At 59.9% G+C, this 16,977-nt stretch carries 16 protein-coding genes; 5 read left to right on the top strand and 11 right to left on the bottom strand.

Features of this window, described 5'->3' with window-relative positions:
- Positions 1-3: 3 nt before the first annotated feature.
- Positions 4-600: a carboxymuconolactone decarboxylase family protein gene (locus AC1RZR_RS20935; RefSeq protein ID WP_481825827.1), complete on the top strand. Its 597-nt coding sequence runs from the start codon at positions 4-6 to the stop codon at positions 598-600.
- Positions 597-1,655: an amidohydrolase family protein gene (locus AC1RZR_RS20930; RefSeq protein ID WP_481825826.1), complete on the top strand. Its 1,059-nt coding sequence runs from the start codon at positions 597-599 to the stop codon at positions 1,653-1,655. Before AC1RZR_RS20935 ends, AC1RZR_RS20930 begins: the two co-directional genes overlap by 4 nt.
- Here the strand turns inward: AC1RZR_RS20930 and AC1RZR_RS20925 are convergent.
- The 6 genes from AC1RZR_RS20925 to AC1RZR_RS20900 form a co-directional block, all read right to left on the bottom strand.
- Positions 1,634-2,548, bottom strand: coding sequence for a LysR family transcriptional regulator (locus tag AC1RZR_RS20925; protein ID WP_245518370.1), 915 nt, complete (start codon positions 2,546-2,548; stop codon positions 1,634-1,636). The genes AC1RZR_RS20930 and AC1RZR_RS20925 overlap by 22 nt on opposite strands.
- A 149-nt stretch (positions 2,549-2,697) precedes the next feature.
- A complete protein-coding gene (locus AC1RZR_RS20920) occupies positions 2,698-3,504 on the bottom strand; it encodes an aspartate/glutamate racemase family protein (protein ID WP_481825825.1) in 807 nt (268 codons plus the stop codon).
- 54 nt (positions 3,505-3,558) lie between these two features.
- Entirely contained in the window at positions 3,559-3,861 is a 303-nt protein-coding gene (locus AC1RZR_RS20915; RefSeq protein ID WP_481825824.1) for a YciI family protein, read from the bottom strand.
- Positions 3,862-3,921: 60 nt separating this feature from the next.
- Complete coding sequence (locus AC1RZR_RS20910) at positions 3,922-4,707, bottom strand: SDR family NAD(P)-dependent oxidoreductase (protein WP_481825823.1); 786 nt, start codon at positions 4,705-4,707, stop codon at positions 3,922-3,924.
- Positions 4,708-4,799: 92 nt separating this feature from the next.
- Positions 4,800-5,795: an Ldh family oxidoreductase gene (locus tag AC1RZR_RS20905; protein WP_481825822.1), complete on the bottom strand. Its 996-nt coding sequence runs from the start codon at positions 5,793-5,795 to the stop codon at positions 4,800-4,802.
- A 223-nt stretch (positions 5,796-6,018) separates the two neighbouring features.
- Positions 6,019-7,356, bottom strand: coding sequence for an NAD(P)-binding domain-containing protein (locus tag AC1RZR_RS20900; RefSeq protein ID WP_481825821.1), 1,338 nt, complete (start codon positions 7,354-7,356; stop codon positions 6,019-6,021).
- Positions 7,357-8,097: 741 nt separating this feature from the next.
- Here AC1RZR_RS20900 and AC1RZR_RS20895 point away from each other — a divergent pair.
- A complete protein-coding gene (locus tag AC1RZR_RS20895; protein WP_481825820.1) occupies positions 8,098-9,312 on the top strand; it encodes an arabinose transporter in 1,215 nt (404 codons plus the stop codon).
- 395 nt (positions 9,313-9,707) lie between these two features.
- Here AC1RZR_RS20895 and AC1RZR_RS20890 read toward each other — a convergent pair whose 3' ends face one another.
- From AC1RZR_RS20890 to AC1RZR_RS20880, 3 genes are all read right to left on the bottom strand, one after another.
- A complete protein-coding gene (locus AC1RZR_RS20890) occupies positions 9,708-10,616 on the bottom strand; it encodes an SMP-30/gluconolactonase/LRE family protein (protein WP_481825819.1) in 909 nt (302 codons plus the stop codon).
- Between the two features lie 199 nt (positions 10,617-10,815).
- Positions 10,816-11,571: an SDR family NAD(P)-dependent oxidoreductase gene (locus AC1RZR_RS20885; protein WP_481825818.1), complete on the bottom strand. Its 756-nt coding sequence runs from the start codon at positions 11,569-11,571 to the stop codon at positions 10,816-10,818.
- 255 nt (positions 11,572-11,826) lie between these two features.
- Entirely contained in the window at positions 11,827-12,081 is a 255-nt protein-coding gene (locus AC1RZR_RS20880) for a LysR family transcriptional regulator (protein ID WP_481825817.1), read from the bottom strand.
- Between the two features lie 438 nt (positions 12,082-12,519).
- Between AC1RZR_RS20880 and AC1RZR_RS20875 the strand changes: the two genes are divergently transcribed.
- Positions 12,520-14,001, top strand: coding sequence for an aldehyde dehydrogenase (locus AC1RZR_RS20875; protein WP_481825816.1), 1,482 nt, complete (start codon positions 12,520-12,522; stop codon positions 13,999-14,001).
- Between the two features lie 306 nt (positions 14,002-14,307).
- On the opposite strand, the gene AC1RZR_RS20870 is transcribed toward AC1RZR_RS20875, so the two are convergent.
- Positions 14,308-14,607 carry a YciI family protein gene (locus tag AC1RZR_RS20870; protein WP_481825815.1) on the bottom strand — a complete coding sequence of 100 codons (300 nt, stop codon included), beginning with the start codon at positions 14,605-14,607 and terminating at the stop codon, positions 14,308-14,310.
- A 391-nt stretch (positions 14,608-14,998) separates the two neighbouring features.
- Here AC1RZR_RS20870 and AC1RZR_RS20865 point away from each other — a divergent pair, with 391 nt between their 5' ends.
- Complete coding sequence (locus AC1RZR_RS20865; RefSeq protein ID WP_481825814.1) at positions 14,999-16,015, top strand: zinc-dependent alcohol dehydrogenase family protein; 1,017 nt, start codon at positions 14,999-15,001, stop codon at positions 16,013-16,015.
- Positions 16,016-16,241: 226 nt separating this feature from the next.
- Here the strand turns inward: AC1RZR_RS20865 and AC1RZR_RS20860 are convergent, their stop codons facing one another.
- Positions 16,242-16,976, bottom strand: a complete 735-nt coding sequence (locus tag AC1RZR_RS20860; protein ID WP_481825813.1) for a DUF4405 domain-containing protein — start codon at positions 16,974-16,976, stop codon at positions 16,242-16,244.
- Between the last annotated feature and the right edge of the window lies 1 nt (position 16,977).

Here is a 16,977-nt window from a genome sequence, read left to right as displayed (position 1 = left end):
CTCATGACAGGAGGATTCATACCTCGCCTCGAACCGTTGTCCAATGACGAGATGACCGCCGCGCAGTCCGAAGTTAGCGCGGAAACAATTGCCGGGAAACGGGGACGCGTGCCCGCCCCGATGATCGCCTGGCTCAGAAATCCGGAACTCGCGCGCAGGGCACAGCGGCTCGGCGAGCTACTCAGGTACGACACCACACTGCATCCGCGTCTCTTGGAACTCGCGATCCTTGTTTGCGCCAGGCATTGGACGTCCCATCATGAATGGACGGCACACAAGCGGCTGGCGCTGGAAGCGGGGCTGAGCCTGCACGTCATCGCCGACGTGGCCGCTCGGCGTCCGCCCGAGATGGCTGGCGACGAAGACCGTCTCGTACACGATATCGCGTTGTGCCTCCTCTCGACCGGTCGTATCAGCCGCGCGCTGTACGATCGAGGCGTTCAAAGCCTTGAGGAACGGGGAATGGTCGAGCTGGTGGCAATCGTGGGTTACTACTGCCTGGTATCGGTGACGCTGAATGCATTCGAACTGGGCATTCCGGAATCGATCGCGACGGAACTCGACGATCCAGATTTTCCCGCGCCGGCGCCCGCTCCGTGAGCCGCGCGCATCCAGACTGCCATCTGAAGGACGAGGCGCCGATCGATCCCGGACTGCCGATCGTCGATGCCCACCATCACCTCTATGACCGACCAAATTTTCGCTATCTGCTAGACGAGCTCAAAGCCGATCTCGCAAGCGGACACAACGTGGTGGCGACGGTGTTCGTCCAGGCCCGCGCGATGTACCGCGACCGCGGCCCAGAAGCGATGCGCCCCGTCGGTGAAACCGAGTTCGCCAAAAGCGTTGCTGACGCGTGCACGGCCGATCCCGAGTGCCAGACGCAGGTTTGCGCGGGAATCGTCTGCCACGCCGATCTGATGTTGGGCGATAGCGTTGAAGAGGTTCTCGGGGAACACGTCCGCGCCGCCGGCGGCCTTCATCGGGGAAATCTGCGCGGTGTTCGACACATCGCAGCGTGGGATGGCGACCAGGAAATGCTCAATAACGCCTATCCGACGACTCCCGACATGCTTGACAACGCCCGTTTCCGGGCCGGGTTCGCCAAGCTCGCGACGTACGGCCTCCGGTTCGACGCTTGGCTTTACTTCCATCAAATCTGCGGCCTGACGGCGTTGGCAAGGTCCTTTCCGCATGTTCCGATCGTCGTCGATCACTGTGGAGGCATCTTGGGCACCAGGGGCTATTCGGGTCGTCATGCCCAGGTCTTCGCCGAGTGGTCGATGGCGTTACGCGAACTGGCGGCTTGCGACAACGTCGCGATCAAGCTTGGCGGCCTCGGGATGCCGATTTCGGGTCTCACCCATCCGGAACTCGGAAGACGGCCTGACTCGGCAGAACTGTGCACGGCTTGGCGACCATGGATGGAGACGTGCATCGAGATTTTCGGAACCTCGCGATGCATGTTCGAGAGCAACTATCCCGCCGACCGAAAGAGCCACACCTATGGCACCGGTTGGAACGCTATGAAATTGGTGGCGGCAGGCGCGACCGAGACAGAACGGGACGATCTCTTCTGGCGGACCGCCGCGAGATTCTACGGGCTGGAAATGTCCGGTACCGGCGACATCGCTCAGGCGGGGCGCTCGCCGTGATGACGGAACAAGGCTACCAAGAAGTCCAAAAATGCGCGCGTCTTGGGAGAAACTTTCCGGCTGCTCGGGTAGACCGCATAGAGGGCGGTGTCGAACTCGGTGGGACTTACTTCGTGGTCCGTCAGGAGAGGTATAAGATCGCCCTTCCTAACGGCTTCCCTGACGGTCGACTCCTGCATGATCACCAAGCCGAGACCGCTTATTGCGCTGGTGACCAGCGCGGCGCCGCTATCCGTCTGGAGGTTTCCCGACACCGGTATCTCCACAGTGGTCGTGTCCTTGGTGAAGCGCCATCGGTTGTCGTAATTCTTCGCCCGATAGACAAGGCAATTGTGTTTGACGAGGTCTTGCGGAGCGGTGGGATGACCGTTCCTTTCCAGATATCCCGGACTGCCGCAGAGAACCCGGCGGCTCGGGCTCAGGCGGCGCGCGATCAAACTCGAGTCCTCAAGATTGCCGAGCCACACCGCGACGTCTATCCCGAGCCCAACGAGGTCGGCCCGCTCGTCCGTAAGCGTGACGTCGATCATAACTTCGGGGTTGTCGACCAGAAAGTCCTTCAGCGCCGGAACGATCACTTCGTTTCCGACGGAAATCCTGAGATGCACTCGCAGCAGCCCTTTGACTGTTTTTTGGTAGCCGCTGACTTCCCGCTTCACGTCATCAATCTGGCGGATGAGTTCGGTTAGCCTCTGATAATACAGGTGGCCGACCTCTGTGAGGGATTGCCGCCGAGTTGTGCGGTTGAGCAGCCGGACACCCAGCGTCGCTTCGAGGCGATTGATTTGCCGTGCGATGGAAGTAACAGATGTGCCCAGATGCCGGGCAGCGGCCGAAAAGCTGCCGTGCTCGACAACGAGAACGAACGCCCTATCCAATTTGAGTTCGTCCATTGCCTCCCCCACCGGTTCTCCTCTCGCGTCGAGAAATGCCTGATCGCAAGCACTACCGCTATCTGGTCGCCCAACTAGCGGGATGCAACAACACACACACTGATAAGGCACCCGTTGAAATTTAACACGCGGCCCGGTTTACCTCCCAGTCAGGTCGCTCCTGGGTAGACATCTTGGCCGTAGGCATCCCTCACGTCGGTCAAGAGTTTTCCGGTCGGGGGCGCGTACGTCATGCGCTTGCTGGTAAAGACACCCGTCAACTGTTTGATTTGAACCGCCAGCTCGGCGGTCTTCACGAGTGCGAGCGGTCCGTTGAGCACGGGCGTGGAATTGATTTCGTGGATGCCCGCCTCGATCAGAACCGTCATCAGACTGCCGCCAGCCGGGATCAAGACCTCGGCTCCCTTTTCGATGCTGCGGTTGGCAGCCTCGGTGAATTGACGGACAACCTCCGCCCTCGCGTCGTCATCTCGGAAGGCGAGATCGAACACGCCCGGTCTCTCGACCGTCATAGTTTCGACGGATGCCAATCGGGACATCACCCCTTGGTTGCGGACCCCTTCCATGATCCGCGGCACGAACTTGGGGTTGACGTTAATGAGAGAGAACGACGCCCCCATGAGGCAAGCCACCTGGATTGACGATTCACGCAAGCCGAGGACCGGAATATTCAGGAGCTCGCGGAGTTCATGCACCCCGGGCTCGAAAATGTTTCCGACCAGAAAGGCGTCGTAGCCGTCCTTCTCCGCCTGCAGACCCTTCTCCGTCACCTCCACGGTGTCCAACAGCTCGAGATAGCGGTACTGGTCCGCGATGGCCCGATGAGGACTGAGTCCGTCCACCGTGATCTCAGTGCCGGGAGCGGCAGCCTTTTGAATGATCCTTTTCAGCGCCTGCGCATACAGTCCGTCTCGGGAGCCCCGAGAGACGCCGAAACTTTGGTAAAAGAGTCTCATCGTCAACTCCTGCTATTCGTCGCGCTTCGTGCGCCCGCTCAAGACAACGCGCTTTCAGACGATGTCGATCAGGTCCGGATTGTATCTGCCCTTCCGCATTCTGTAGATGACGATCTTTTCGAAGATACCTGCTTTGTAGAAGGGCTCGTTGGAGATGAAATCTTCTGCACCCCCCCGAGCCGGGACGTTCAGAATGAAAAGACTTCCCAAGGCCACAGAGGCGTCATCATTTTGGAGCGGGCCCGAGAAGAAGATCCTCGATTTGAATTGATCGAGGTATTCCCGGTGCACCGTCAGGTGCTTTGCCCTCGCCTCGGCGGTGTCCGCCCTGTCAAGGCAATATACGGCCCACAACATCAAAGTTCTCCTTTGTGCACTTTAGTCCCGCGAGTGTCGGTTTTGATCCCGTGACCTCGGTCACATGCGGTCGGAACGGCCCCCATCGACAAACAGCGTTTGCCCTGTGACGTAGCTGGAGTCGTCGGAAGCGAGGAAAAGGACAGGTGCCGCGAGCTCCTGAAGTGTTCCCAAACGACCCAGCACCACCGTGTTCTTGCGGTGTTGCATGTGTTCCTGGACCTCTTCAGGTGTTCGTGTCGACGCGGAAAACGGGGTGAGAAAGCTGCCCGGTGCGATACAATTGACCGTCACTCCGCTCGGGCCGAGCTCGCGCGCCAACGTCTTCGTGAGCATGATGACCCCGGCCTTCGCCGATGCATAGGCGGCGCTTCCACCAGGAGATCCCGCGGTCTTGTGCGGGGCCGCTCCAGTGCCCAGCGCAGAGCTGATATTGACGACGCGTCCATAGTTCTGGCGCACCATATGTGGCGCAACCGCCTGCGTGCAGAAGAATACCCCTTTGAGATCGACATCCAGAACGATGTCCCAATCTTCACTCGTCGTGGTGGCGAACGGACGATACCGTGATACGCCGGCGTTGTTGATCAGGATGTCAACGCGACCGTACTGGGCCACCACTTTGTCCATGAATTCCGCGAGTTGATCGCGCTGGGTCACGTCGACTGCCGAACCGGAGGCTCTGCCCCCAGCCTGTTTGATCGATTCAACTGCCTCCGGGATGGCATCCTCGTTCTTGTCAGCGAGAACCACCGCTGCACCTTCCGCGGCGAAGAGGTCTGAGATAGCCTTGCCGATGCCGGAGGCACCTCCCGTAACGATCGCGATCTTGTCCTTCAGTCGCATTCTCTCACTCCTCCGTGCCACTTCGTTCACGACATTCCGACCCCTGATTGACCGGCGACCTAGGCCGATCGATAGGTCTGCCCGAATGCTTGTCACGCCTCCGCGTGTTCCCGTCTCATGCGGTCCAGCGCCTCGAAGATCGCGTCGTCGACCTCGATGGTACCCGCGATTTGCGCCTCTCTGCGTTTCGCTGCGCTAGACCTGCCGGGTACTCGAACTTTGGATATCCCGGCGGCGGGACGCGAAGCCTCGATCTGATCGATTAGTTTTGTCACCGACGCTCGAAACTGGCCAAGCGGCATCAGAAGCTCCGGATTGAACACCAGGAAGAAGAACCCACAGTCTGATACTTCTTCGACAATGGTCGCGCTCCCGCACAGGATGCCGAGCACTTGCACCACGAGGGAGAGTCCAGATCCGCGGTGTCCACCCCACGGCATGAACGCACCGACGAGTGCTTCTGTCGGGTCGACTGTAGGACGGCCCTCCAGATCGACGGCCATGTCAGGTTCCAACCGCTTTCCAAGCTCTTGGCGTAAAAGGACATCGCCCCAAGTTGTCATGCCGGTTCCAAAATCCACGACCAGAGGATCCGGGTCCGCGGGGAAGGCGAAGGCGACCGGATTGGTGCCGAATATCCGGTCAATGCCGCCCGTGGGCGCGACCCTCGCCATCGTGTTTGCAGTGTGCATGGCGATGAAGCCTTTGCGCGCAGCGCGCTCCACATAATAGGCAAGGCGGCCGCTGAACCAGGTGTCGGTAACGCCGACAACACCCACGCCACTTTGCACGGCCAGTTCAAGGGCCTTATCGATGCCCACCAACGAAGTGACATAACCATTGGTCCCTCCCCCGCAGACAACTGCGGAATTCGGGGATTTGACGGTCACGGTTATCGGCTTTGCCGGTGGCCTCTGTTTGAGGTTTTCAACAATTGCCAGGACTCGGGGCAAGCCCGCGAACGCGTGACCGGCAGCGGCCGCGTCGACCAGGTGATCCGACACAATCCTGGCATGCTGGGGATTCACTCCATGTTTGATCAAAACGTCGGTCGCCAACGCGTGGGCGTCTGAAAACGTGACCTGCATCTACCTGCCTCCGAGAGGGCTAGCTTACTTTAAGCCGGACGCCCCATTAACACCGACATTCGCCCACGATCTTAACGCCTGGCGCAAAGATGAACTCCTTCGTCTTTGTCTCACACCCGCACAATGAACCGAAGAAGTCGCCAATCGCATGTGAAAGCGGCGGGACAGCATATGCGGGGAAAAGCGGATTTCGTCGGGGAGGGCGATAATCCACCGCCTTTGACTATTTTGGGCTACCGCTTTCGAGTCGAAGACTCCGCCCCTTGGCGCGTTCGAACCCGCTGACCATCACCCCGATGTCGGATTGGTGGCCGAACTCGTTGGACGCGCGCTCGAATGTAGCAAGCACCGCGTTGCTCACAATAGCCGGGACGCCGTACTTGGCACTCAAGCGTGCCACGTTCCGCAACGCCTCAAGCATCCCCTCAATGGTCTTACCCGCTCTGTAAGGCTTGCCATGGGAAATCGAGCCGAGAACCCGCTCGGATGCAAGGCTCCAAGCGGAACCCGAGTTCAGAACCTCATTCATCGGCTTCGTCATAAGGCCATACTTTATGCCCATCGCCACGCATTCGAAGGTCGCGATGTGGTTACATGCGTCAACGGCGCTCTCGATGGAGGCAAGAACGGAGCTTCGGTCTGTCTCCGCCATAGCGGCAACATCCGAGTCTGCATCGTCGCGGTCGAAATCGACACCAGCCAGGGAACCTACGATCCGGAAAACATCTTCGAGACGCGCTCCCCCGCCCAAGGTGTTCAAGCCGACTTGCATAATATTTCGAGCAGCGGAAGTAATGTGCATCGGAGAACCAGTTTGAAGTCCGAGTTCCAATGCCTCGTTAAGATCCTTCACCATAAGGGCCAGCGAGAAGTCCGTGGAGGCCTTCCCCTCCAACTTGGCAACCAACATCTTCTTGGTGGTGAAGTTGGCACCGTCGCCCGCGTTGAAGCGATCGGTGATCTCGCCGAGCGAAAATCCGGACTTCAGCCCCAGGGCTGCAAGCTCCAGAACCACCATCCGATAGCCCGCCCCCATGGCATTGTTGACAAGCTTCAGAGCTTGACCGTCGCCAATGCGATCGCTGCAGCGGAAAACTTTCGAGCTCATCGCGTTGAGGAGCGGAGCGGCCATCTCCCATGCCGCATCTGGTCCCGAAGCGATGATCGACACCGCACCTGCCTGCGCGGCGGGAATTCCTCCGCTTACAGGGGCATCCAGCATCAGGACGCCGAGCTTCTCCAAGCGTTGTGCGATCTCGGCCGTCTCTTGAGGAACGCCGCTGGTCTGATCAACGACAAGCTTCCCTGCGGCAATCCCATCTTGCAGGCCGCCTGAACCGAAGATCGCCTCGCGAACGTTCGATGTGCGGGGAAGGCAGAGCATCACAATGTCGCAAGCACGGGCCAATTCGGCTCCGGTCGAAGCCGCCGTCGCTCCCATTCCCACGAAATCTTTGACCGCCCTCTTGTTGAGATCGCAAACCATCAATTCGTGGGAGTTCACGAGATGCCGCGCGAGAGAGCCTCCCATCGCTCCCAAACCGATGTATCCCACCTTCATGTCAATCGCTTCCAGTCACGGCTTCTTCCAAGAGGCAACCCGGCACCTTGCCACGTCGGCCCTTAGCCCAACCAAAGTTGTTCCCTTTATGCCGGATGGTCACAACGAAATGAACCTCGTCGTCCTCCCGGCGCTCGCAATGGAGTTTCGCGCTGCGCGTTACAATAGAAACTCAGCCAGGCGACCCACCTGTTGACGCGGCAGACTGATCCATCAAATTGCCGTGTCGCCCAGGCAATCCAGGCCCTGCTCGGTTTTCGCTAGTTCGTTCGTATTGATCCGGCGGCCGTGCGCACCCGCCGCGCGACCTCTCGTCAATAAGGTCGTTGTACATGGGACCGACACCGCGCGAGCAATCCTGTGGCTGCCGCTCCATGCTGGACCGCATTGTAACTGTTTGGACTGTGGGAACGCGTAAGCTCTCGATGGCGTCGAAATCGAGTCCGTCTCGATACCAGCCGATGGCTGACCCACGGATATATATATCCGCCATTCATAAGTCCTTGCAGGATTGTGGGGGTAATCGCGCGATGCTGCCTGTGCTAACTAACATTCGCGTATCCGTGACGACTGCGCCAAGTGCGCATGCGTCGACCTTCCTCACCGAGCAAGTTTATAGATTACCTCACCGCGGGCAGCGTTGGGCGGCGCGTTCTCCCAGATGCCTGATTCTGGCGGCCGGCTGGTCGCCTTTCTGACGTGGCCGAATTCGCCAAGCGATAGAAAGTATACGAAACTCGCATGAGCCCTCGCCTCGCCCATCTTGAAGCACAGCCGGGGAATTCGTCGGTCGCGGTGAAACTGCTGCCCCTGATGGGGATCGTCTTTGTAGGCTTCTTGATCATAGGTCTGGCGCTACCGGTTCTTCCGATCTATGTCCACGACCAGCTAGGCCTCGGCACGATCGCAGTGGGATTGGTGGCGGGCAGCCAGTTCGCAGCGTCTCTGCTGTCAAGGTTCTGGGCAGGAAACTACGCCGACCGCCGCGGCTCGAAGCCGACCGTGCTACTGGGGCTTGCTGCCGCGACCGTCGCAGGATGCCTCTACCTTGTGTCGTTGTTGCTGGTCAGCACACCGGTATTGTCGGCCTCCATTCTTGCGATAGGTCGAGGCGTTCTTGGCGGGGCGGAAAGCTTCATCATCACCGGTGCGCTGAGCTGGGGTTTCGGTACCGTCGGACAGCAGAACGCGGGCAAAGTGATCGCGTGGGCAGGAACGGCTGTGTTCGGCGCATACGCCGTCGGAGCCCCAGTTGGGACGGCATTGTTTTCCGAATACGGGTTCGTTTCCATAGCGGTTGTCACAACTGTCGCGCCCTTGCTGGCTATCGCGATCGTCGTCCCCATAAGACCAGTGGCAACGATTCCGCGCGAGCACGGCTCGCTGCGTGCGGTGCTGTTCGCGGTGTGGTTACCGGGCTTTGGCGCCGCCCTGAGCAGTGTCGGTTTCGGAGCAGTTATCACCTTCGCGGTTCTATTGTTTGCCGAACGAGGGTGGGAGTCCGGCTGGTTGGCCGTCTCTTGCTTCGCGGGGTCTTTGATCTTGGCACGCATCCTGTTCGGCCATCTCGCAGACAGTATCGGCGGTGCAAACCTCGCACTCTGCTCGCTGCCTGTCGAGGCACTGGGTCAGATGCTGATGTGGCTGGCTCCGAACCCGACAGTTGCGCTCGCGGGAGCGGCCGTGACCGGCTTCGGCTATTCGCTCGTATTCCCGGGATTCGGCGTCGAAGTGGTCAAACGCGCTCCCATCGAAAACCGTGCGCTTGCGATGGGAGCCTATACGGCCTGTCTTGACCTGGCGATGGGGGTCTCCAGTCCTTTGCTTGGCGCGGTAGCGGCCCATGGGGGAGTCGGAATGGTGTTCGCCGTTAGCGGCGTCCTTGTGCTGCTGGCATCGGTCGCCGCCTTGAAACTCAGATATCGACAGCCAACCATGTCGGGGGAACACATATGAAAGACGCCGCTCTGCTGAGTTTTGCGTCTCCTCACTCGGTCGTCATGTCGTTGAGAACGCTGTTGCCCGCATCTCAGGTCGGCTAAGTGACTGCAGAGGGGTAGGTAACCGGCAACCAATAGCTTCCTCCTGCAATGCGTGCGCTGGCAGGACAGCCAGGTAATCGCCGTTCACCACCACCGATTTCAACAGGGTGACCGAGCCACATACGGTGACGTTTCGGTCGGTAGCAACCTCGCCGCTCTGAACGCTGCATCCAAGATCGCGTGTGAGTGCCGCGCAGTCGGCAGGACCCAAGGGTAGCCGACCAATTTCGGCCGATCCACCTCCCGCTCATCGCCGAGTGGTTATCCGTTGCGCGCAACCTCATCAACGCTTGTCTGCCGTCGGGCGATTTACCGAGGACCATTAATTTTCAACCGGACGCGGTACAGCCCGTTCATCGCACAAATGTACATAATGTTTCGCCTCGGTCCCGCGAAGGTGAGGTTGGCCACGATCTTTCCAAGCTTGATCTTGCCGAGCAAGGTTCCACCTGACTGATAGCAATAGACGCCCTCGCCCGTGCTGATCCATATGTTGTCGGCGTCGTCCAGGCGCAGACCGTCGAAAATCCCTACCGGGCAGTCCGCCAAGACTTCGCCCCCGCGCACGTGCATATCGCAGTCCACCTTGAAGGCGCGTACATGGGCCGGTCCGTCCTCAAAGTGGCTCTTGCCACTGTCGACGACGTAGAGCGTGCTTTCGTCCTTCGAAAAAGCGAGACCGTTCGGCATTACCATGTCGGTGATCTTGGCTTCCACTTCGCCTGTGGTCGGGTCCACGCGGTAGACATGGCAGCCTCCGATTTCAGGTTCGGCTTTGATCCCGTCGAGATCATGGAGGATGCCGTAGGTCGGATCCGTGAACCAGACGGCACCGTCTCGGGTCACAACGGCGTCGTTGGGAGAGTTTAGTTGCTTGCCGCGCCAACGATCCGCAACGGTCACGACGGTGCCATCGTGCTCAGTGCGGCTGACCCGGCGGTGGCGATGTTCGCAAGTGAGCAGACGTCCTTGTGGATCGACTGTTTGACCGTTGGGATGGCCGCAGTCCTGGCGGAAGACGCTGACGCAGTCATTCGTCTCGTCCAGGCGCAAAATGCGATCGTTGGGAATGTCGGTGAACAGGAGGTATCGTCCGGCTGGGAAGTAAGCAGGCCCCTCCGCAAATAAGGCCCCGCGGAAAAGTTCCTCCGGGGGAAAGATCGGCGCGACCATATCCCGGAAATCCCTTTCGACGATCTCGTAGTGTTCGGACATCATTCTGGTTTCCTCAATAGTCCCCTTCCTTGGCCTCGCGCTTTGTCCATGCCCTGCCTCAGCCGCGCGCGCCCGGCAGTCGCACCCTGAAAGAAGGGTATGTTGTTAGTAGATCAGCCGCCGCCCGGTCCCGAGCCGCGTCGCGCGGATACTGTCCCGCCTCAGCCGTGGAACGTCGAGCGCGAAGACGCCAGGCTCGACATCACAGGCACGCGGTCTGACCGCCGTCTACCGAGACCACCGCACCGGTCATGAAGCTTGCATCGTCGGTCAGCAGGAAGGCGATGACGGCGGCGATTTCCTCGGGCTCGCCCATGCGGCCGATCGGATGGGCGGCCTTGATTCGCGCCACGGCCTCCGGGTCCTGCAGCATGTATTCGACCAACGGAGTCCTGGTCATGCCGGGTGCGATCGCGTTGACGCGAATTCCAAAAGGACCCAGCTCCGGACACATGGACTTGGTGATGCCCGAGACGGCGAATTTCGACGCTACATACGGAAGTCGGTTCGGGACGCCCATCACCCCTGCGCCGGACGATATGTTGACGATCGCACGGGGCCCTGTGTCGTCCCGGACCGTGCGTGCGAAGGCTTGGCACATGTTGACGGTACCGCCGAGATTGACCGCCATGACCTGTTCCAGCTTGTCGAGTTCGACATCCAAAATGTTGGCCACCCCGGTGATGCCAGCGCAGTTGACCAGACCGTTGAGGCGTCCCAGCCGCACCCGGGTTTCCTCCGCCAGGGCAAGCGCCGCGGCCGCGTCGCGTACATCGATCACAGCACCCTTGACCCGCTCGCTGTCCCCGAATTCAGCGACGAGCTTTTCGACTGCCTCGCGGCTGACATCGGCCGCCACGACGTCGGCGCCTTCGGCGTGCAGCCGCCGCACGCACGCAGCACCTATACCGCTGGCGGCACCGGTCACGATCACTGTACGGCCTTCGAAACGATTCATGCGTCTCCTCCCTGCTATAGTCGACCCGCCTTGCGGATCCGGTCGTCATTTCCGGTTATCGTCCGGGGCGCGACGTGATGTTTCTGCGATAGCCTACGGAGAAGGTATTTGGTCAGCGCCGTCCACTCTCAATTGAGGGCACGGGTGGCAGGCAAGTCCGCAATCGAATCCGGCCGGAACGCGACAGCCGAGATAGTTGTTTTAAAACGGGCACTTATTGGGGCATCCCGACTCAAGAGATGATATGCTGTAGCGTTATACCCAGCTGAAACCATTTATGCGGTCGTCGCGGATCAAGCGCGCATGGCAGTACAAGACCTCCCCGGCGGGCGTGGGCAGGACGCCAAATGGGCCACCCTCCGGAACCCGCATGCCCAGTTCGTCTTCGAGCCTGCTCATCGAGGTTGACAGGGCGGGCTGGGACAACCCCAGCGCTTTCGCTGCGCTATTCTGGCTTCCATGTTCTATGATCGTTGCTAGATGGAGGATCTTGTTGGGATCGATCCTCATGCGGCGCACGGGAACCATTGTCTTACGGCGACCACCCTGCTTCCTTGGCTAGCCAGCCCCCGCGTTCCCTTCCGGTCGCTCGGCCAACCCAAGGCTGGTCGTCGCCAAGGGGATCTTAGCACTGCGACCAAAGAGGCGATGCCACATGAAAACGCGGATCCCGCGATGACGCCCCCCCGATAATCAGTGCTTATACCCCTCTGCCGTCGGTTCGGGTCTCATGTGGCGAATGGGAGGAGCGTCTACTAAAGTCCGTCCGCAAATGATCACCACCGAGAGGAAGTGGCGTCCGCCGGAAACGTCGAACTGTCGCTCGTGATTTGTGACGGTCAGCCTCGCCATTCGCGAACCCGATAACCGCCCTGCCGATCCCGCCAGGATGCGCCAGACTAAACTGAATGCATGGGCCGGTGGTCGCAGAGCTCCAGAGGATGTCCGATGAAACAATACCAGATGTTTATTGCTGGCGACTTTGCCGATGCGGCGGCCGGGGAACGGCTTGATACCGTCGACCCTTATCGGGGCGATGTCTGGGCGCAAATCCCGCGCGGCCGATCCGTCGACGTCGACCGTGCCGTCCGCGCGGCGCAGGACGCGATGACGAAGGGTCCGTGGTCGCGGTACACGGCGACGCAGCGCGGAAAGGCGTTGAACGCGATCGCCGATCTGGTCGATCGGAACCGCGACCGGTTAGCGGAAATCGAGACACGCGACAACGGCAAGCTCCTGCGGGAAACGAGGGGCCAACTCGGCGCGATCGCGGAGTGCTGGCGCTATTATGGTGGTTTGGCGGACAAGATCGAGGGCCATTCGATCCCGCTCGAAAAACCAGACGCGATTGCATTCACCTCACGAGAACCCGTCGGTGTTGTCGCCGCCTTGACTGCCTGGAACTCTCCTCTCTGGTTCGCATCTATCAAGTGCGCTCCGGCGATGGCAGCTGGATGCGCCGTGGTGGTAAAACCCTCGGAATTCGCGTCGGCCAGTACGCTCGAATTCGCCGAACTCCTGAAGGAAGCGGACCTTCCCCCAGGTGTTTTCAATGTCGTGACTGGACTTGGCCAGGAATCCGGGGCCGCGCTGGTCGAACACCCCAGCGTCGCGAAGATCACCTTCACCGGATCTGATGTGACTGGTGCGCGCGTTTACGAAACCGCAGCGCGCAGCATGAAGCGGGTATCCCTCGAACTGGGCGGCAAGTCACCGAACATTGTGTTCGCCGACGCTGACCTCGAACTGGCCGCGTCGGGGGCCGTGTCCGGCATCTTCGGCGCATCCGGCCAGATGTGCACCGCAGGTTCGCGCCTGCTGGTCCAGCGCTCGATCATGGAGGAGTTCACCGGTAGGGTTCTCGATCTGGCGCGCAATATCCATCTCGGCGATCCTATGGATCCGGAGACCGACGTCGGGCCGATCGCCACGCCGCCTCAATTCCAGAAGGTCATGGACTACCTCGACGTCGCTCGGGCGGACGGCGCGCGGTGTATCCTAGGCGGGAAAGCAGCGGAAGGCCCGGGCCTAACCGGTGGCCAGTTCGTTCAGCCCACCGTGTTCGCCGAGGTGAAGAACAACATGCGCATCGCCCAGGAGGAAGTGTTCGGCCCGATTCTTTCCATCATCGGCTTCGACACAGAAGAGGAAGCGATCGAGATCGCCAACGGAATAGATTACGGTTTGGTGGCGGGCGTCTGGACGACCAACATTGGTCGCGCCGTCCGCATGTCAAAGGCGCTCCATGTCGGTACGGTGTGGATCAACACATACCGGGCGTACAGCTACATGGTGCCTTTCGGAGGCATAAAACGTTCCGGGCTGGGCCGTGAGAGCGGCATCGAAGCCGTCAACGAATACCTCGAAACGAAGAGTGTCATCATCTCGATAGCCGAGGCCGCGCCCGGCAATCCGTTCATTATGAGGTAGCTTGGGAAAGGCGTGTGAACGTCTCGCAAATCCGACTGCAAGGGAGATCCACTGAGCAAGCGAAGCGGTGCTGGCTAAAGGGCATCAGACATCTGTTCCCCGCTGCGTGGATCTCACAAGAAAGAATACAGCCGTAGCGTTGCCGGTCTAACTAATCGATCTGAGAGAGTCCCACTGAGAAATCAAAGACACTTCAGCCGTTAGAGCGCAAGTCGGGCCGAGGGGCAGTTGGAGTGTCAGGCCGCCGGCGGCCTGCAGTGTCGCCGCTCATCGCGGGGCCTTGCCTGCCGCAAATTCGTCTAGCCGTCAGGCGGGAATGCGCTTGTGATCGAAAATGAACTTGCGCCACTTCGTCACCGTATATTTGCTGAAAATGCCGTTCTGAAAGAAGGGATCGTTCTCGATATAATCGACAGCTTCTTGTCGAATGTCGGTATCCAGAAGAATAAGACCGCCGTTGGGAAAATCGTCGTCATCAGGGAAAAAGCCACCGCTTGCGATGATGCGACTGGCGTTCTTGGTCACGTATTCGACGTGGATGGGACGCATCGCCTTTTTCTTTTCCAGGACCCCGGGATCATCCGTGAACATGATGGCGTAAGGCATGCTTACCTCTGAATGACGTCGTTGAAAGGAGCGACTTCGCCGAAGGTGGTGCAGTCGCGTGAGCTCGTCCTTATGTTTTTAGCTTTCGATCCAGCAAGCGGCAATCGTACGGTCGATGAGGATATAACGTCCAGTTATGTCAAGGACTTGGCCCGACATCTCAAAGCGGGGTCATCTCACGAAATTCATGTACAGCATGAATAGGTCTAATCGACCTTCCGCGATAATGCCTGGCGAACCTTCGTGGTAGAATACGCATGAAATGGCACGACGAGCGCGACACCGCCTCTCCGTCTCAGTGCGCGCTTCCCGGCCTCCCGTCGCCATTCGGTGCGTTCGGCTTCCATACGCTTCATCCAGACCATTTAATGCAACACCGAGGAAACAACTCATGCTTGGAACAGTCTTGCACGGCCCCGGTAACATCCGTTGCGAAGAGGTCGACGACCCAAAGATTCGGAAGCCCACTGACGCCATTATCAAACTATCGGCTTCGTGCGTTTGCGGTTCCGACCTATGGCCCTATCGCGGACTCCAACCGATGAATGGCCCTGCCCATATGGGCCACGAATACTGCGGCGTGGTGGTTGAAGTCGGGAGTGAAGTGAAGACCATCCGGCCAGGCCAATTCGTCGTCGGGTCCTTCTGCATTTCCGACAACACATGCCCGCATTGCCGTTTCGGCTTCCCTTCGTCCTGCGAGCACCGCGAATTCATGTCCGGAGCGCAGGCCCCTTACGCCCGCATCCCGCTGGCCGACGGAACACTCGTGGCAACCGCCGAGATGCCATCCGACGACTTGATCCCGAGCCTCCTCGCGACCTCGGACGTACTTGGCACGGGCTGGTATGCAGCGGATGCCGCCCGCGTGCAGCCCGGTGCAACCGCGGTCGTTGTCGGTGACGGCGCCGTCGGCCTGATGGGCGTGCTCGCCGCCAAGCAGATGGGCGCGGGACGCATCATCGCGATGAGCCGCCACAAGGCCCGCCAAGAGCTGGCACTTGAATTCGGAGCCACCGACATCGTCACCGAGCGCGGCGACGATGGCGCCGCGAAGGTTAAGGAACTCACGAACGGCATCGGCGCGGAGTCAGTTCTCGAGTGTGTCGGCACCCAGGAATCGATGTCCCAGGCGATCAATTGCGCGCGACCGGGCGGCTCGATCGGGTTTGTGGGTGTTCCGCACAGCGTGCAGCTTGACGGCGCGAACCTGTTTTTCGCCCAGAAAAACCTTTTGGGCGGGCCGGCACCGGTGCGGAAATACCTTCCCCATCTCCTCGACCTCGTGATGACCCGCAAGATCAATCCGGGCAAAGTATTCGATCTCGAAATACCGCTCGAGGACGTGGCCGAGGGCTACAAGGCGATGGACGAACGCCGCGCGATCAAGGCCCTGCTGCGGATGTAACCCATCCGAATGCCAATCGGCAGGACAGGGCGCGAACGGCATCACGCCCTGCCCGCCCGGTCATCCTAGGGCTTTTCCATCGTGTAGTGCGGCCACACCATGCCACCCTCAAGGGTCTCGGTTGAAAGATGCGGCACGGACAGCCTCTTGGGGGATGCTCATCTGGTTTCCCAGCATACTTGAAAATCGCAAGCATCCGGGTTGAGCGGCCCAATGGCTCTGCAGATCACCCTACGGACTGGATGGGGCGCTGCGTCGGTTTGCGTAGCCCAGCCAAGCGACCACCATGTGAAGCCGCTGAGACCCATCCAGTCATGACGTAGTGCGTCAGAATGGCTGGGAGGGCGAGGACACCCGCCCAATGCCCGAAGAACGGCGTGACGGATGCCGTGAAGTCCCAGAAATCCAAGCTATAGGTGAATGTCAGCTTGCCCCACACGCCGAGCACCCAAAAGCTCCACAAGCCGAATCCCGCACTGGCCATCGCCGCCGCGCGGAGCGTCCATGCTCTGAGGGCGCTTCCGCGGGACAGACCCAGCATCGAACGTAGCAGTGCCATGACCCGGATCCAGTGAATGCCAAGATGGATGCCGACGACGATCATCACCCAATAGGCGGAGAACCAATGGACCTCGCGAAGGTTCGCGATGTTTGGAAGCGGCAGGAAAGCCAGCACCGATCTTGAGATGACGATACTCGTCGCCAGAAGAACCGCCATATTGACGATCAGGAATAGATGCAGCAGCGCCGTGAAGACGCGGCGGCCATCGTAGCGACCCCGAAACACATTCCTGAACCACAACCGGTTCATGGCGATGTGCCAGGCGATCAGGACAAACATAGCCGTACCAAAGATTTCGTGCGGAATGTTATCGAGCCACCAGTAGGCTAGCGACAAAAGCAGCAAAGCAGCCATACCGACCGGGACCAAAAGCTGAGGCGCGGCTCTCGTCGTCAGCATG

Source organism: Mesorhizobium bavaricum, assembly GCF_056781655.1.
This window is presented reverse-complemented; position numbering and strand designations above follow the sequence as displayed.

What these genes read in the sequence shown, in the direction of transcription:
- AC1RZR_RS20910 (WP_481825823.1), bottom strand. Translation starts at nt 4,707, where the DNA reads ATGCGACTGAAGGACAAGATCGCGATCGTTACGGGAGGTGCCTCCGGC.
- AC1RZR_RS20890 (WP_481825819.1), bottom strand. Translation starts at nt 10,616, where the DNA reads ATGATGTCCGAACACTACGAGATCGTCGAAAGGGATTTCCGGGATATG.
- AC1RZR_RS20870 (WP_481825815.1), bottom strand. Translation starts at nt 14,607, where the DNA reads ATGCCTTACGCCATCATGTTCACGGATGATCCCGGGGTCCTGGAAAAG.
- AC1RZR_RS20920 (WP_481825825.1), bottom strand. Translation starts at nt 3,504, where the DNA reads ATGAGACTCTTTTACCAAAGTTTCGGCGTCTCTCGGGGCTCCCGAGAC.
- AC1RZR_RS20905 (WP_481825822.1), bottom strand. Translation starts at nt 5,795, where the DNA reads ATGCAGGTCACGTTTTCAGACGCCCACGCGTTGGCGACCGACGTTTTG.
- AC1RZR_RS20865 (WP_481825814.1), top strand. Translation starts at nt 14,999, where the DNA reads ATGCTTGGAACAGTCTTGCACGGCCCCGGTAACATCCGTTGCGAAGAG.
- AC1RZR_RS20915 (WP_481825824.1), bottom strand. Translation starts at nt 3,861, where the DNA reads ATGTTGTGGGCCGTATATTGCCTTGACAGGGCGGACACCGCCGAGGCG.
- AC1RZR_RS20885 (WP_481825818.1), bottom strand. Translation starts at nt 11,571, where the DNA reads ATGAATCGTTTCGAAGGCCGTACAGTGATCGTGACCGGTGCCGCCAGC.
- AC1RZR_RS20860 (WP_481825813.1), bottom strand. Translation starts at nt 16,976, where the DNA reads ATGCTGACGACGAGAGCCGCGCCTCAGCTTTTGGTCCCGGTCGGTATG.
- AC1RZR_RS20880 (WP_481825817.1), bottom strand. Translation starts at nt 12,081, where the DNA reads ATGAGGATCGATCCCAACAAGATCCTCCATCTAGCAACGATCATAGAA.
- AC1RZR_RS20925 (WP_245518370.1), bottom strand. Translation starts at nt 2,548, where the DNA reads ATGGACGAACTCAAATTGGATAGGGCGTTCGTTCTCGTTGTCGAGCAC.
- AC1RZR_RS20875 (WP_481825816.1), top strand. Translation starts at nt 12,520, where the DNA reads ATGAAACAATACCAGATGTTTATTGCTGGCGACTTTGCCGATGCGGCG.
- AC1RZR_RS20900 (WP_481825821.1), bottom strand. Translation starts at nt 7,356, where the DNA reads ATGAAGGTGGGATACATCGGTTTGGGAGCGATGGGAGGCTCTCTCGCG.
- AC1RZR_RS20895 (WP_481825820.1), top strand. Translation starts at nt 8,098, where the DNA reads ATGAGCCCTCGCCTCGCCCATCTTGAAGCACAGCCGGGGAATTCGTCG.
- AC1RZR_RS20935 (WP_481825827.1), top strand. Translation starts at nt 4, where the DNA reads ATGACAGGAGGATTCATACCTCGCCTCGAACCGTTGTCCAATGACGAG.